The following is a 12621-nucleotide window of genomic DNA, read 5'->3' as shown; positions in this document are numbered from 1 at the left end:
ATACTCAAATATTGTTTATTGTAATCCTCTACCTATTTTTTGTAGCCTTCCGTCAGATTTATACTCTTTGGCCAACTTGTCCAAAACCCCATTTATGAAAATACTGCTCTTTGGTGTGGAATACTCCTTGGCGATCTCCAAATACTCGTTTAAGGTTACTTTCTCCGGAATGGAAGGAAAGTTGAGTAACTCACAGATTGCCATTTTTAAGATGATTAGATCTATTTCGGCTATACGGTCATTGTCCCAATTGGGAGTTTTCCCCTCAATTTCCTTTTCCCATTTGGCATCATTGAGCAAAGTCTTGGTCAAAAGGTCATTTGCAAAAATCATATCCTGTTGGTCTTTGAGCAAGGAGGGTAGAAAAAAACGATTCCCTGAAGCTTCGGTTGCTTTTCGAAGCCGTTTGGACAAAAAAGTGTTTACAATGGGAAAATCATCGACCCAAGTGAGTTTATCATCCTCAAAATATTCATAAATCTTCTCGTTCGGGGCAATTATTTCCTTAAAAAGCTGTGCCACCACTTCCCTATCGTCTTCATATCCATCCTTTCCATTGGTCATGTATTCTTTGTATATCTCGCTGGAAACGACCTCTTTGTACAGAATCTTTACATACTCATCGTTCAAGTACCAGTTGTTCAATTTTCTTTTGGAAAGTTCGTCTTTCAGGAGTTCATTTTCAGCAATTTGAAGCAATAACCTGTTCTTCACAAACTTTTCCCGATCGGGATACTTATCTTCCTCAGTGGCAAGGTACTTTTTGGAAGCATGATTGGCATGTTTGGCCGCCAAACGCTGTAATTCGGCCAAAAGGCTTAGAATCAGCAAATAGAGCACGTACATATTTTCAATACTAACTCTTAGGAATTTTTCCTGTTTCTGCAAGGAGTCGTCCTTGGATTGGACCAGTGCGTAGATGCACTGCATCACTTTTACTCTGATATGCCTTCTGGTAAGCATTTTTAAAGAACTTTTAAAGTCATTGATTGGCTTTCACAGCGCAAAAATAGTCTTATATTTCAATGTGGCCTACCAAAGTTGTTTTCTTATCAGTTTTATAACATTTATTTTCGGACCAATGGTATATCTTTGTTCGATTGTCAATCATCAGACGTTCTAAAAACCACCTTCCCTCTTATGAAGGAACTGAAACACCTTAATAAATACTTCAAAAAATATTGGTTTAAGTTATTGATGGGGGTGTTGATCACCATCATTGCTAGATTGTTCTCTTTGGTCTTGCCCCATTACGTGAACAATTCCATCCAAATTGTTGAAAAGTACACTGGAAATACCATTACACTTTCCGAAGCAAAGCAATCTTTGTTCCATTACATCTTGATTGTCGTTGGAGCGGCTTTGCTTTCCGCTCTTTTCACTTTTTTGATGCGGCAGACCATCATTAACGTATCCCGGTATATTGAATATGACCTAAAGAACGAGGTGTTTGATCACTATCAAATCCTGAACCTTGATTTTTACAAAAAGAATCGTGTCGGGGACCTCATGAACCGTATCAGCGAGGATATCAACCAAGTGCGCATGTACGGTGGACCTGCTATTATGTATGGCATCCAGACCTTCACGCTTTTTGCCTGTTTGATCCCATTAATGTTCATAAAAGCACCAACCTTGGCTGCTTATACTTTGTTGCCTTTACCTGTTTTATCGGTTTTGATTTATCAGATCAGTAAAATCATCCATAAAAGAAGTACCAAGGTCCAAGAGTTCCTGTCAACCCTGTCCACCTTTACCCAAGAATCCTTTTCAGGGGTTTCCGTAATCAAAGCTTATAGCATAGAACCACGGATCAACCAAGAACTTAGGGATTTGGCCACTGAAGGAAAGGACACTAGCATGGCCTTGGCCAAAGTAAACGCTTGGTTTTTCCCCTTGATGGTGCTGCTCATTGGTATTAGCAACACCATTGTTATCTACGTGGGTGGCATGCAATATATAAATGGGCAAATAGAATCTTTTGGAATTATTGCTGAGTTTATCCTATATGTAAACATGCTAACATGGCCTGTCGCCATTGTGGGATGGCTCACTTCCATCATCCAAAGAGCTGAAGCCTCACAAAAACGGATCAATGAATTTTTAACCATACAACCCACCATTAAAAATGAGGTTGTAGCGTCTACACCCATCAAAGGGGATATTGAGTTCAGGAATGTGTCCTTCACCTATGATGACACCAATATTACTGCCTTGGACAATGTATCCTTTACAATAAAGGCTGGGGAGACTGTGGCCTTTTTAGGAAAAACGGGGTCCGGGAAATCAACCATTTTGGATTTGGTGGCCCGCTTGTACGACACCTCTTCGGGCGAGGTTTTAGTAGATGGTATTCCCGTTCAAAAGCTCAACCTGAACAGTCTAAGAAGTTCTATTGGTGCCGTACCGCAGGATGCTTTCCTCTTTTCGGACACCATAGAGAACAACATCCGCTTTGGTGATGAAAATGCTTCATTTGATGAGATTGTAGCTGTGGCGAAGAAAGCCGTTGTGCATGAAAACATTGAGGGTTTTGCCAAGAAATACAATACTATACTAGGTGAACGGGGTATTACCCTTAGTGGTGGACAGAAGCAACGGGTCTCCATAGCGCGGGCGTTGCTCAAAGACCCCCAAATTTATCTTTTTGATGACTGTTTGTCCGCCGTGGATACCGAAACCGAGGAAGAAATCCTGAACAATCTCAAACGGGCATCCCAAAACAAGACCACCCTGATAGTAAGTCATAGGGTATCATCTGCCAAGAATGCCGATAAGATTATTGTGTTGGAAAATGGCAAGATTATTCAAGAAGGCACCCATGATCAATTGAACAATGTTGATGGTTATTATAAAGAACTCTATATCAACCAGCTTTCAGGGAAAGAATAATAAAAAAGTTGCTGAATTAGCTTTTTTTTTACATTTTTGGTAGAATTATACAACAAAGCAACTAATTACAACAACAGACCACATGGGCGAGAAAGATATCATGGATCAGGAAGAAATTTACTCCAAAGTCTTACGGGCCGGGAGAAGAACTTACTTTTTTGATGTAAGAAGCACAAAGGCCGGTGATTATTACTTAACCATTACGGAAAGTAAAAAATTTACCCATGATGATGGCTCCTTCCACTACAAAAAGCACAAAATCTATCTGTACAAAGAAGATTTTACCGCTTTCAAGGAAATCATGGAAGAAATGATGGATTACATCATTGACGAAAAGGGCCAAGAGGTAATTTCTGAACGTCATCAAAAGGATTTTAAAAAAGAAGAAAACGACATTAGTGAAAATGGAACTGCCCCAGGTAGTTTTACCGATGTTGATTTTGATGACATTTAATTGGGATATCATCCTAAAAAAACATTAAAACGACCTACATTCTGAAGGTCGTTTTTTTATTTTTAACCTATGACTAATTCAAGAAGAAACCAATGAAAAATTTCAACTTCCTTTTCCTTGCCATTTTTGCAAGTTTTACCCTTAATGCCCAAGAAGTTACTTTGGACTATTATCTGCCCGATGACATTTCATATGATACCGCAATCCCAAAACCAGCGGATGTCATTGGCCATGAAGTTGGGGAATGGCACGTGACCCACGACAAATTGATGTTCTACATGCAGACCCTTGCCGCTTCCAGCGACAGGATCACCATTGAAAATCGGGGAACAACTTTTGAGGGAAGACCTTTACTCCTGCTCACGGTGACTTCACCAAAAAATCATCAAAATATAGAGACCATTCGGCAACAGCATGTGGCTCTTTCCGAAGGAAATGCCAATACAGACACCGCCAATATGCCCATTGTGGTCTACCAAGGGTTTTCCATTCACGGAAACGAACCCAGTGGTTCCAATGCGGGATTGGCTTACGCCTATTATCTTGCTGCTGCCCAGGGCCCAGAAATTGAATCTCTTTTAGACAATATGGTCATTCTCATGGATCCCAGTTTCAATCCTGATGGGCTACAACGTTTTGCCTATTGGGCCAACATCCACAAAAGCCAGAACTTAAATCCAGACAACAACGAAAGGGAATACCATGAAGTATGGCCCGGAGGACGTACAAATCATTATTGGTTTGATATGAACCGTGACTGGCTTCCCGTGCAATTACCGGAGAGTAGAGCCCGAATTGAAACGTTTCACAAATGGTTGCCCAATATTTTGACCGACCACCATGAAATGGGCACCAACTCCACCTTTTTCTTTCAACCCGGGGAACCTACAAGGGTACATCCATTGACACCAAAAATAAATCAGGAACTTACCAAGGAAATTGGAAGCTACCATGCCAAGGCTTTGGACAAAATTGGGTCACTCTACTACTCCGAAGAGAATTATGATGATTATTATTACGGAAAAGGATCCACATTCCCCGATGTAAATGGAAGTATCGGCATTCTTTTTGAACAAGGCAGCTCAAGAGGTCATATCCAAGAGAGCGAAAATGGTATTTTAACCTTCCCATTTACCATAAGAAACCAATTTACTACTGCGCTATCTACCATTGAGGCCGCAAAGAATATGCGTACCAAAATTTTGGACTATCAGAAAGCGTTCTATGCAGACCTTCGCAATGAAGCCGCCCGTAGCAAAACAAAGGCCATTATTTTTGGTGATAGCAAGGACGCTTCAAAAACTTGGCATTTGGCCGAAATTCTTAAGAGACATAAGATCAAGTTTCACGAATTAGCCTCTGATGCCACCATTGGTGGGAAAACTTTCAAAAAAGGGCATAGCTATGTAGTTCCGATGAACCAAAAGAATCCAAGACTCATCAACGCCATGTTTGAAAAGCGAACCACTTTTACCGATAGTCTTTTTTATGACATCTCCGCTTGGACCTTTCCTTTGGCCTTCAATGTGGATTACGCAGAACTTAGTTCCCTGTCCAATGCAGGACCTGAGGTTATGGATTTTGAAAAACCTTCTGGCGGCGTTGACAAAAAGAGCAGCTACGCCTATGTGTTCGAGTGGCATGAATATTATACACCAAAGGTCTTGAACAAAATTTTGGAAAAAGGATTGAGGGCCAAAGCGGCCATGTCTCCCTTTACCTTGGAAGGAACACGCTATGACTATGGTTCTATCATGGTTCCCGTCCAAAATCAAAAACTGGATTCGGATGGGCTTTATACCTTTTTGAATAAAATTGCCCAAGAAAGTAGCATTAAAATTAATGGTGTTTCAACAGGCTATACCCAAGGCATAGATTTGGGAAGCAATGATTTTGAAGCCCTGAAAAAGCAGAAAGTTGCCTTGTTGATAGGAGATGGCACGCGTTCCTACGATGCCGGGGAAATCTGGCACTTGTTCGATACGCGCTACGACATGAAAATCACAAAAATAGACACCCGTTATTTCAACAGTGCGGATCTTGATTCGTACACTGCATTGATTCTTCCAGGAACTGGTTGGGGCGGCAGTAATCTATTGGATAAAAAAGGGGCCGAAAAGGTTAAGGAATGGGTAAAGAACGGGGGTACCGTGATTGGCTACCGAAACACGGCCAATTGGTTTAAAAGCAACGAATTCATAGATTTAGAGCTACGCAAGGATACTTTGGTCGCCAAAAACATTCCTTTTGATCAAAAACAGGATTTTCAAGGAGCCCAAGTTACAGGTGGCGCCATCTTTGAAGCCATATTGGATAGATCACATCCCATTAATTATGGTTACAAAAACGACAGATTGGCCCTATTCAGAAATACCAACATCTATTTGAACCCAGAAAAGAACAGCTATGACAACCCGATTCAGTACACCAATAATCCGTTGTTGAGTGGTTATATTTCGGAAGAAAATGCAGAACTCATCAAAAATAGTGTTCCATTCAAGGTAAAACGAATGGGTAAGGGAAGAGTGGTATTGTTTACAGACAACACCAACTTCAGGGCATTTTGGTATGGCACCAACAAGCTTTTGATGAACGCCATTTTCTTTGGACACATGATGTAAGGGATGTTGTAGTGCATCCACTAATGGAAAGAGTCATCCAAAAATGAACAATTATGGCTAGAACCCCAAGCAATATGTTGCCACTGGGCACCAAAGCTCCAGATTTCAAATTAAGGGACACTGTTTCTGATAAAATCCTTTCTTTATCAGATTTGAAAGGAGAAAAAGGAACCGTGGTCATGTTCATTTGCAATCATTGCCCCTTTGTGATTCACGTAAACCCAATGATAGCCAAACTTGGCAAGCAATACCAAACCCAGGGCATTGGTTTTGTGGCAATTTCCAGCAACGATGTGGTTAATTATCCTCAGGATGCCCCGCATCTTATGAAAGAAAATGCCAGGAAAATGGAATACACATTTCCTTATCTCTATGATGAAAGTCAGGAAGTGGCCAAAGCATACGACGCAGCCTGCACGCCTGACTTTTATCTTTTCAATTCTGATTTGGAATTGGTGTACCGAGGACAATTGGACGATTCAAGACCGGGAAATGGTTTGCCACTCACCGGGTCCGACCTCCAAGATGCCATGGATGCCATTTTAACCGGGAAGCAAGTAAACATAGATCAGAAGCCTAGTATTGGCTGCAATATTAAATGGAAGTAGATGAAAATCAGTCCAAAAAAGGCCCTGGAAGAACTATCGACCAAAAATTCCCGCTTTTTGACCTTGTTCCAGCACGGCAGTCTGTCCGTTGAAATTTACAAACCAGAAAAAGTCGATCTACAACAACCCCATTCCCGGGACGAGGTGTATGTAGTGATTTCTGGAAGTGGTGAGTTTTTGAACAATGGAAAGAGAACCACTTTTTCGGTTGGAGATTTCTTGTTTGTGCCTGCAGGAGTGGAACATCGGTTTGAAAATTTTACTGATGATTTTGCCACATGGGTATTATTCTATGGTCCTGAAGGAGGAGAAAGCGACATATGAACAATCTTGTAGTTTTGGAAACCGTGGATGCTTCCACACTGGAAACGTATATCTCCGTTGGGAAAAAATCTTATCGGGAACACTACCTCCATCTGTGGGAAAATGAAGACCCTACTCCTTATATTTCCATTGGCTTTACCAACACTATTGTAAGTGCAGAGTTAATGGACCCCAACGTAACCAATTACCTTGTAAAAATGGGTCAGGATATTGTTGGCATCGTAAAATTGGTGAAGAACAAAGGGGTGGATGAATTTCCTGATGAGACATCACTCAAAGCAGAAAAAATCTATCTGCTCAAGGCATTTTCTGGAAAAGGATTGGGTAAAAAGGTGCTTCAGCTTATCGAAAAAAAAGCCATCGACCTAAAAAAGAAAGTAGTTTGGCTAGATACCATGCAAAAAGGGAAACCCTTGCAATTTTACCTTAAAAATGGCTTCAAAATAAAAAGAGAAAGTGAACTTACCATTATTGGGGCAAAACCTTCAGAAAAAGCCATGTACATTTTGACAAAACAACTTTGATTTACCAGCAATGACGTTCCAAAAGATTTTTAATATGGGCAAAATGATGGCTGCCGTGCCATGCATAGCGTCCTATGTTTTCCTTTAGTGTTGTCTCCTCATTACCATCGGGGTGCGTAAACTTACGTTGTAAATCTTCTTCCGTAAGGCCCTTTAAAAGATGTACAAGCTTGGCATGTACCACTTTTAAGTGGTCCAAGGACATTTGTATGGGAGCGGTCTTGGAATCAAACAATTCTGCCCAAGCTTTCTCATCATAAGGCTTGATCAACGGATTGTCCTCGGTAAGTGCCCATTTAAATCGAATATAGCTATGATGGTGACTATCCGAAATATGGTGTACCAACTGCCTCACCGTCCAACCATCTGGGCGATAAGGAGTCTCCAATTGTTCCTCGGAAAGTGGATTGACCATATTTGCCAAGCGTTCGGGAAGATGTTCCAAAATAGCAATCCATTCATCCAAATTTTGTTGCGTGATCGGTTCTGGAATCTGATAGTGCCCGATAGGATACCGAAGTTGTTCCAATTGTTCTTTTTCCATACATCAAAAGTAATGAACTCTTGCATGCAAACACAAATCACACGACTACAAAGTATAAGTGCAGCATAGAATTTTAATACACTTTTAACGCGCTGAAAAACCAACGATTAATTTATCTACTAATTTTGTAGGATACTATTATTTTTAATCTAAAAACAAAATACAAATGGCCACACTACGATTGGGCGATACCGCTCCTGATTTCACTGCCGTAACTTCTGAGGGCACATTGAACTTTTACGATTATCTTGGTGATGGTTGGGGCATTCTTTTCTCCCACCCTGCCGATTTTACTCCGGTTTGTACAACAGAGTTGGGTACTGCCGCCAAGTTTAAGGACGAATTTGATAAGCGCAATGTTAAAATGATGGCTTTGAGTGTTGATGGTGCCGAATCCCACAAGGAATGGATAAAGGACATTAACGAAACACAGCAAACAGTAGTCAATTTTCCTATTATTGCGGACGAGGACAGAAAAGTATCCGACCTATATGATATGATCCACCCTAATGCCAACGACACCCTTACCGTTCGTTCGGTATTCATTATTGGGTCTGACAAAAAAGTTAAGTTAATATTGACCTATCCCGCTTCAACAGGAAGAAACTTTTACGAGTTGCTGAGGGTCGTGGATTCCCTTCAGTTGACGGCAAACCACAAAGTGGCCACTCCTGCTAACTGGAAAAATGGGGAAAAAGTAGTGGTAAGTCCTGCCATACCCACCGAAGAGGCCAAACAAATCTTTTCCCGTGGCGTTGAAGAAGTTAAGCCTTATTTGCGGTTAACTCCAGACCCAACCGCATAGTTATTTACAAGAAAAAAGCATAAAAAGCCTAATTATCAATAAATTAAATGTACTTTCGCTGCTCAATTAATTTTTTTAGTATTTATTATGAGTAAAGGAACAGTAAAATTCTTCAATGATTCAAAAGGTTATGGTTTTATCACTGAAGAAGGTTCAGAAGCAGATCACTTTGTACACGTTTCAGGTTTGATCGACGAAATTAGAGAAGGTGATGTTGTAGAATTTGAACTACAACAAGGTAAAAAAGGATTAAACGCCGTAAACGTGCAAGTTATTGATTAAGGCATAAACGTACTTTTTTATAGATCAAAAACCCGGACAATTGTCCGGGTTTTATTTTTTTAAAAATTCCACGCAACCTCTTTTCTTTTTACTATCTACTCTAAAACACCGTTCCCCATAACCATTAAACAACAAATACCATGACCGCTTTTTTTTGGATACTCCTCATCCTTTTTATCATCAATGCATTATTGCTCATTGTAAGTGCCATTGGTTCCAAAAAGGGTTCTTAAAATAAGGGACTCTCAACGGAGAATAGAGTAAGTTTTTAAAATTAAAGGCAATAGAGTAGGGTTTTCTTACGTTGAATTGTTATCAATAAAAAGACAAAAATCCAATATGGGCACATTCTTTACCGTTTTACTTCTATTACTGGTTGTCAACTTTGGTGTACTGTTGATCAGTAGCAAAAGCACAAAATAAAAAAGCTCCCTTTTTTAAGGAAGCTTTTCCAGTATCATTGAATTAAACTCATGTTATTTCACATCCATCAGTTCCACATCAAAAATCAAAGTGGCGTCTGGTGGAATAACACCTCCAGCTCCAGCACTTCCATACGCCAAGTGCGATGGTATTACAAATCTGGCCTTATCACCTACCTGCAACAATCCTATCCCTTCATCCCATCCAGGAATTACTTGGCCAACACCAAGGCTAAAATCAATAGGTTGATTTCTTTTATAGGAAGAATCAAAAACCTGCCCGTTGGACAAACAGCCTTCGTAGTGTACTGAAACGGTACTCCCTTTTTGGGGCTTGGCACCACTTCCCTTTTGAATAATTTTATAGCGTAGTCCGCTGTCGGTCTTGTCAAAACCAGCAGCCAACTCCTCCATCTCCGCTTCTGCCTTGGCTTTAGCTTCCGCAATTCGTTTTTCCCGGGCACCCTCAAAAGTCCTGAAAGCTTCAATAGCATTCCAATTTTGGGCAGCATCACCTACTCTAACTATTTCCAAACTTTCAATAGCATCTCCTTGAGCAATGGTATCCACAACTTCCTGTCCATGCTCTACATGTCCGAAAACCGTATGCTTATTGTCCAACCAAGGTGTGGCCACATGGGTAATAAAAAATTGGCTCCCATTGGTACCAGGACCGGCATTGGCCATGGAAAGTACCCCCGGTCCTTCATGGGTCAATTCCGGATGAAACTCATCATCAAACTTATACCCAGGGTCTCCAGTTCCAGTACCTTGCGGACAGCCTCCTTGAATCATAAAATCAGCAATAACTCTGTGGAATTTCAACCCATCATAGTAGGGTTTACCTTGTGGTTTTGCCGAATTTTCCATATTTCCTTCTGCCAAAGCCACAAAATTACCCACAGTACCCGGGGTTTTATCATAAGTAAGCTTCACCAATATTTCACCTTTGGAGGTATTGAATTTCGCGTAGATTCCGTCTTGCATATCTTCTGATTATAAATTATTCGGATGTTATATTTTCCAAGGATGCAAAGGTAGGGGTTTTAAAGAGCATTACCTTGAATAGATGGTTTTTTGGGAAATAGAAAGTATTTTTATACCTATATGCAACCATCAAAACCTCAGTAAAGATTCTTTCGAAAATTTGATACATGACAAATACAGTGAACTGGAGCGCCTTATTTTTATGCGCCATGCTATGCATTACCACCGCATATGGCAAAAAAGGTACAGCCCGAAGTGTCTTTCCCATAAAAACGCTCCTCTTTAAGGTTACCAGCCCCAATACCCAAAAAACTTCTTATTTGTTTGGGACGCACCATGCGTTTGGAAAACAGTTCTTTGATTCCCTCACATCAGCCAATGAATTTTTGGCGACTTCGGACCTATTAATAAAGGAAAATCTGAATATTCCTGGGCAAATGGCCGAGGATATCATTAACCACCGTGAAGTGGAAACCAAATGGAATCAGTACTTGGACAGAGAAGATTTACAATGGATACAACGTATTTTTGCATCAAGCAAAATGGATTTCAACAAATTGACGCCGACCGAGCTTCACGTGTTCTTGAACCGCTATTTTAAAGAACGAATCTGTTTGTCAAAAGATACTGAAGCCAATTATCTTTCCCTGGATGATTACATAGGCACCAAGGCGCAAAATCTAAACATTCCCCTGTTGGGATTGGAAACCACGGAAGAACAAATCAATCTTATCAACAAAGATGTGGAAGGCATGCCCAAAAGAGTCCATAAAAAAAGACTTGCAGGTATCATGGACAAAATAAAATCCAAAAATAAAGATGGTTGTGGAGAAGTGGATTGGTACGCCAAAATGAATATTGATTACCAATGGAACCGTCCTTGCACCAATACTTTGATATTGACCAATAGAAACAAGGCATGGATGAAAACTATAGAGAGCAAACTACAAACCAATAACTGTTTTATTGTGGTAGGGTTAAGCCATCTTATGTATGAATGTGGGTTGATACCCCAGTTAAAGGCTTTGGGCTATACCGTAACACCGGTAGCACCAAACTAATGCCATGTCATAAATTTAAAATCATACAATATGAAAGACCCTTGGTTAAAACGATGGGACGCACGATATAGCAACACTGCATACGCCTTTGGGGAAAAACCCAATGAGTATCTGCGCGAACAATTGGAAAAGCTTCAGCCTGGGAGCATCCTCTTTGCCGCTGAGGGTGAAGGCCGCAATGCCGTGTATGCCGCCAAATTGGGTTGGACCGTTTCCGCATTCGACATCAGTACGGAAGGACGGAAAAAAGCATTACAGCTTGCCGAAAAGAACAAAGTATACTTGAACTATGAGGTGGGGCAACTACCCGACCTTGCATATACCGAAGGGCAATTTGATGCCATTGTACTGATCTATGCCCATTTTCCGGCCTCCATTAAGTCCACATACCACAAACTGCTCAGCGCCTATTTACGCAAGGGTGGGACGGTAATTTTTGAGGCTTTTGGGAAAAAACATCTGCCCTATCGGGAGAAAACCCCCAAGGTGGGCGGCCCTAGGGACTTGGAAAGCCTCTTCTCCATGGAAGAATTGCTCCAAGATTTTACGGATTATGAAATCATTGAGCTTGTGGAAAAGGAAGTTGAGCTCAACGAAGGACTTTACCACTCGGGAACTGGTTCGGTGGTGCGGTTTGTGGGACGGAAAAAATAAAATCACCAAATCACTCTTTTTTGAAACTGGAAACCCTGAACTTAGACCAAAAACCTGCCGGATGACAAAAATCACCTCGAAGCCCAACTGCGGAAACTCTCCCAAAATGGCATTTTTGAAAGAATTCAATAGTGCGTTTGTCAAAACCAATGTGAAATTCCTTCTGGACAGTGTAACGGATGATATCGTCTGGACCATTGTTGGGAATGGAAAAATAGAGGGAAAAGAGCAATTTGCCGATGCATTGGAACAAATGACCACCGAAAACATATCGGAATTGATCTTGGACCAAATCCTTAGCCACGGAAAAGAAGGGGCTGTACGCGGGACCATGGTGATGCGGAACGGAAAGCAGTATGCCTTTTCGGACTTTTATGAGTTCAAAGGGGCCAAAGGCGAAAAGATCAAGAGCATGACCTCCTACGTCATCAAACTATAAAACG

General features: G+C 41.0%; 14 protein-coding genes. 11 read left to right on the top strand and 3 right to left on the bottom strand.

Features of this window, described 5'->3' with window-relative positions:
- Positions 1-15: 15 nt before the first annotated feature.
- On the bottom strand, positions 16-963 hold the full coding sequence (nusB, locus tag ACP14V_RS04930; RefSeq protein ID WP_272609585.1) for a transcription antitermination factor NusB: 948 nt from the start codon (positions 961-963) through the stop codon (positions 16-18).
- 177 nt (positions 964-1140) lie between these two features.
- On the opposite strand from nusB, the gene ACP14V_RS04925 reads away from it, so the two are divergent.
- The 6 genes from ACP14V_RS04925 (at position 1141) to ACP14V_RS04900 (ending at position 7423) form a co-directional block, all read left to right on the top strand.
- The gene (locus tag ACP14V_RS04925; RefSeq protein ID WP_136565806.1) at positions 1141-2892 is read left to right on the top strand and encodes an ABC transporter ATP-binding protein; all 1752 of its coding nucleotides are present in this window, start codon (positions 1141-1143) and stop codon (positions 2890-2892) included.
- An 82-nt stretch (positions 2893-2974) separates the two neighbouring features.
- Complete coding sequence (locus ACP14V_RS04920; protein ID WP_136565805.1) at positions 2975-3346, top strand: PUR family DNA/RNA-binding protein; 372 nt, start codon at positions 2975-2977, stop codon at positions 3344-3346.
- A gap of 92 nt (positions 3347-3438) precedes the next feature.
- On the top strand, positions 3439-5967 hold the full coding sequence (locus ACP14V_RS04915; protein WP_272609584.1) for a M14 family metallopeptidase: 2529 nt from the start codon (positions 3439-3441) through the stop codon (positions 5965-5967).
- A gap of 53 nt (positions 5968-6020) precedes the next feature.
- On the top strand, positions 6021-6575 hold the full coding sequence (locus tag ACP14V_RS04910) for a thioredoxin family protein (RefSeq protein ID WP_272609583.1): 555 nt from the start codon (positions 6021-6023) through the stop codon (positions 6573-6575).
- Entirely contained in the window at positions 6576-6899 is a 324-nt protein-coding gene (locus ACP14V_RS04905) for a cupin domain-containing protein (RefSeq protein WP_272609582.1), read from the top strand.
- On the top strand, positions 6896-7423 hold the full coding sequence (locus tag ACP14V_RS04900; RefSeq protein WP_272609581.1) for a GNAT family N-acetyltransferase: 528 nt from the start codon (positions 6896-6898) through the stop codon (positions 7421-7423). Before ACP14V_RS04905 ends, ACP14V_RS04900 begins: the two co-directional genes overlap by 4 nt.
- Before the next feature lies 1 nt (position 7424).
- Here the strand turns inward: ACP14V_RS04900 and ACP14V_RS04895 are convergent, their stop codons facing one another.
- Positions 7425-7967 carry a YfiT family bacillithiol transferase gene (locus tag ACP14V_RS04895; protein ID WP_272609580.1) on the bottom strand — a complete coding sequence of 181 codons (543 nt, stop codon included), beginning with the start codon at positions 7965-7967 and terminating at the stop codon, positions 7425-7427.
- A gap of 166 nt (positions 7968-8133) precedes the next feature.
- Here ACP14V_RS04895 and ACP14V_RS04890 point away from each other — a divergent pair, with 166 nt between their 5' ends.
- Both ACP14V_RS04890 and ACP14V_RS04885 read left to right on the top strand, forming a co-directional pair.
- Complete coding sequence (locus ACP14V_RS04890) at positions 8134-8772, top strand: peroxiredoxin (protein WP_136565799.1); 639 nt, start codon at positions 8134-8136, stop codon at positions 8770-8772.
- 87 nt (positions 8773-8859) lie between these two features.
- Entirely contained in the window at positions 8860-9054 is a 195-nt protein-coding gene (locus tag ACP14V_RS04885) for a cold-shock protein (protein WP_272609579.1), read from the top strand.
- 476 nt (positions 9055-9530) lie between these two features.
- Here the strand turns inward: ACP14V_RS04885 and ACP14V_RS04880 are convergent, their stop codons facing one another.
- A complete protein-coding gene (locus ACP14V_RS04880; RefSeq protein WP_272609578.1) occupies positions 9531-10463 on the bottom strand; it encodes a peptidylprolyl isomerase in 933 nt (310 codons plus the stop codon).
- Between the two features lie 167 nt (positions 10464-10630).
- Between ACP14V_RS04880 and ACP14V_RS04875 the strand changes: the two genes are divergently transcribed.
- The 3 genes from ACP14V_RS04875 (at position 10631) to ACP14V_RS04865 (ending at position 12617) form a co-directional block, all read left to right on the top strand.
- The gene (locus ACP14V_RS04875) at positions 10631-11524 is read left to right on the top strand and encodes a TraB/GumN family protein (protein WP_272609577.1); all 894 of its coding nucleotides are present in this window, start codon (positions 10631-10633) and stop codon (positions 11522-11524) included.
- 30 nt (positions 11525-11554) lie between these two features.
- Entirely contained in the window at positions 11555-12178 is a 624-nt protein-coding gene (locus ACP14V_RS04870; protein WP_272609576.1) for a class I SAM-dependent methyltransferase, read from the top strand.
- A gap of 61 nt (positions 12179-12239) precedes the next feature.
- Positions 12240-12617 (top strand): nuclear transport factor 2 family protein, encoded by a 378-nt coding sequence (locus tag ACP14V_RS04865; RefSeq protein ID WP_272609575.1) that lies wholly within the window; start codon positions 12240-12242, stop codon positions 12615-12617.
- Positions 12618-12621 lie beyond the last annotated feature (4 nt).

The organism is Flagellimonas alvinocaridis (genome assembly GCF_965248585.1).
GTDB lineage: Bacteria > Bacteroidota > Bacteroidia > Flavobacteriales > Flavobacteriaceae > Flagellimonas > Flagellimonas alvinocaridis.
This window is presented reverse-complemented; position numbering and strand designations above follow the sequence as displayed.

Bases quoted from the DNA above. Each gene is read 5' to 3' on its own strand.
- nusB (WP_272609585.1), bottom strand. From the start codon at position 963: ATGCTTACCAGAAGGCATATCAGAGTAAAAGTGATGCAGTGCATCTAC.
- ACP14V_RS04925 (WP_136565806.1), top strand. From the start codon at position 1,141: ATGAAGGAACTGAAACACCTTAATAAATACTTCAAAAAATATTGGTTT.
- ACP14V_RS04920 (WP_136565805.1), top strand. From the start codon at position 2,975: ATGGGCGAGAAAGATATCATGGATCAGGAAGAAATTTACTCCAAAGTC.
- ACP14V_RS04915 (WP_272609584.1), top strand. From the start codon at position 3,439: ATGAAAAATTTCAACTTCCTTTTCCTTGCCATTTTTGCAAGTTTTACC.
- ACP14V_RS04910 (WP_272609583.1), top strand. From the start codon at position 6,021: ATGGCTAGAACCCCAAGCAATATGTTGCCACTGGGCACCAAAGCTCCA.
- ACP14V_RS04905 (WP_272609582.1), top strand. From the start codon at position 6,576: ATGAAAATCAGTCCAAAAAAGGCCCTGGAAGAACTATCGACCAAAAAT.
- ACP14V_RS04900 (WP_272609581.1), top strand. From the start codon at position 6,896: ATGAACAATCTTGTAGTTTTGGAAACCGTGGATGCTTCCACACTGGAA.
- ACP14V_RS04895 (WP_272609580.1), bottom strand. From the start codon at position 7,967: ATGGAAAAAGAACAATTGGAACAACTTCGGTATCCTATCGGGCACTAT.
- ACP14V_RS04890 (WP_136565799.1), top strand. From the start codon at position 8,134: ATGGCCACACTACGATTGGGCGATACCGCTCCTGATTTCACTGCCGTA.
- ACP14V_RS04885 (WP_272609579.1), top strand. From the start codon at position 8,860: ATGAGTAAAGGAACAGTAAAATTCTTCAATGATTCAAAAGGTTATGGT.
- ACP14V_RS04880 (WP_272609578.1), bottom strand. From the start codon at position 10,463: ATGCAAGACGGAATCTACGCGAAATTCAATACCTCCAAAGGTGAAATA.
- ACP14V_RS04875 (WP_272609577.1), top strand. From the start codon at position 10,631: ATGACAAATACAGTGAACTGGAGCGCCTTATTTTTATGCGCCATGCTA.
- ACP14V_RS04870 (WP_272609576.1), top strand. From the start codon at position 11,555: ATGAAAGACCCTTGGTTAAAACGATGGGACGCACGATATAGCAACACT.
- ACP14V_RS04865 (WP_272609575.1), top strand. From the start codon at position 12,240: ATGACAAAAATCACCTCGAAGCCCAACTGCGGAAACTCTCCCAAAATG.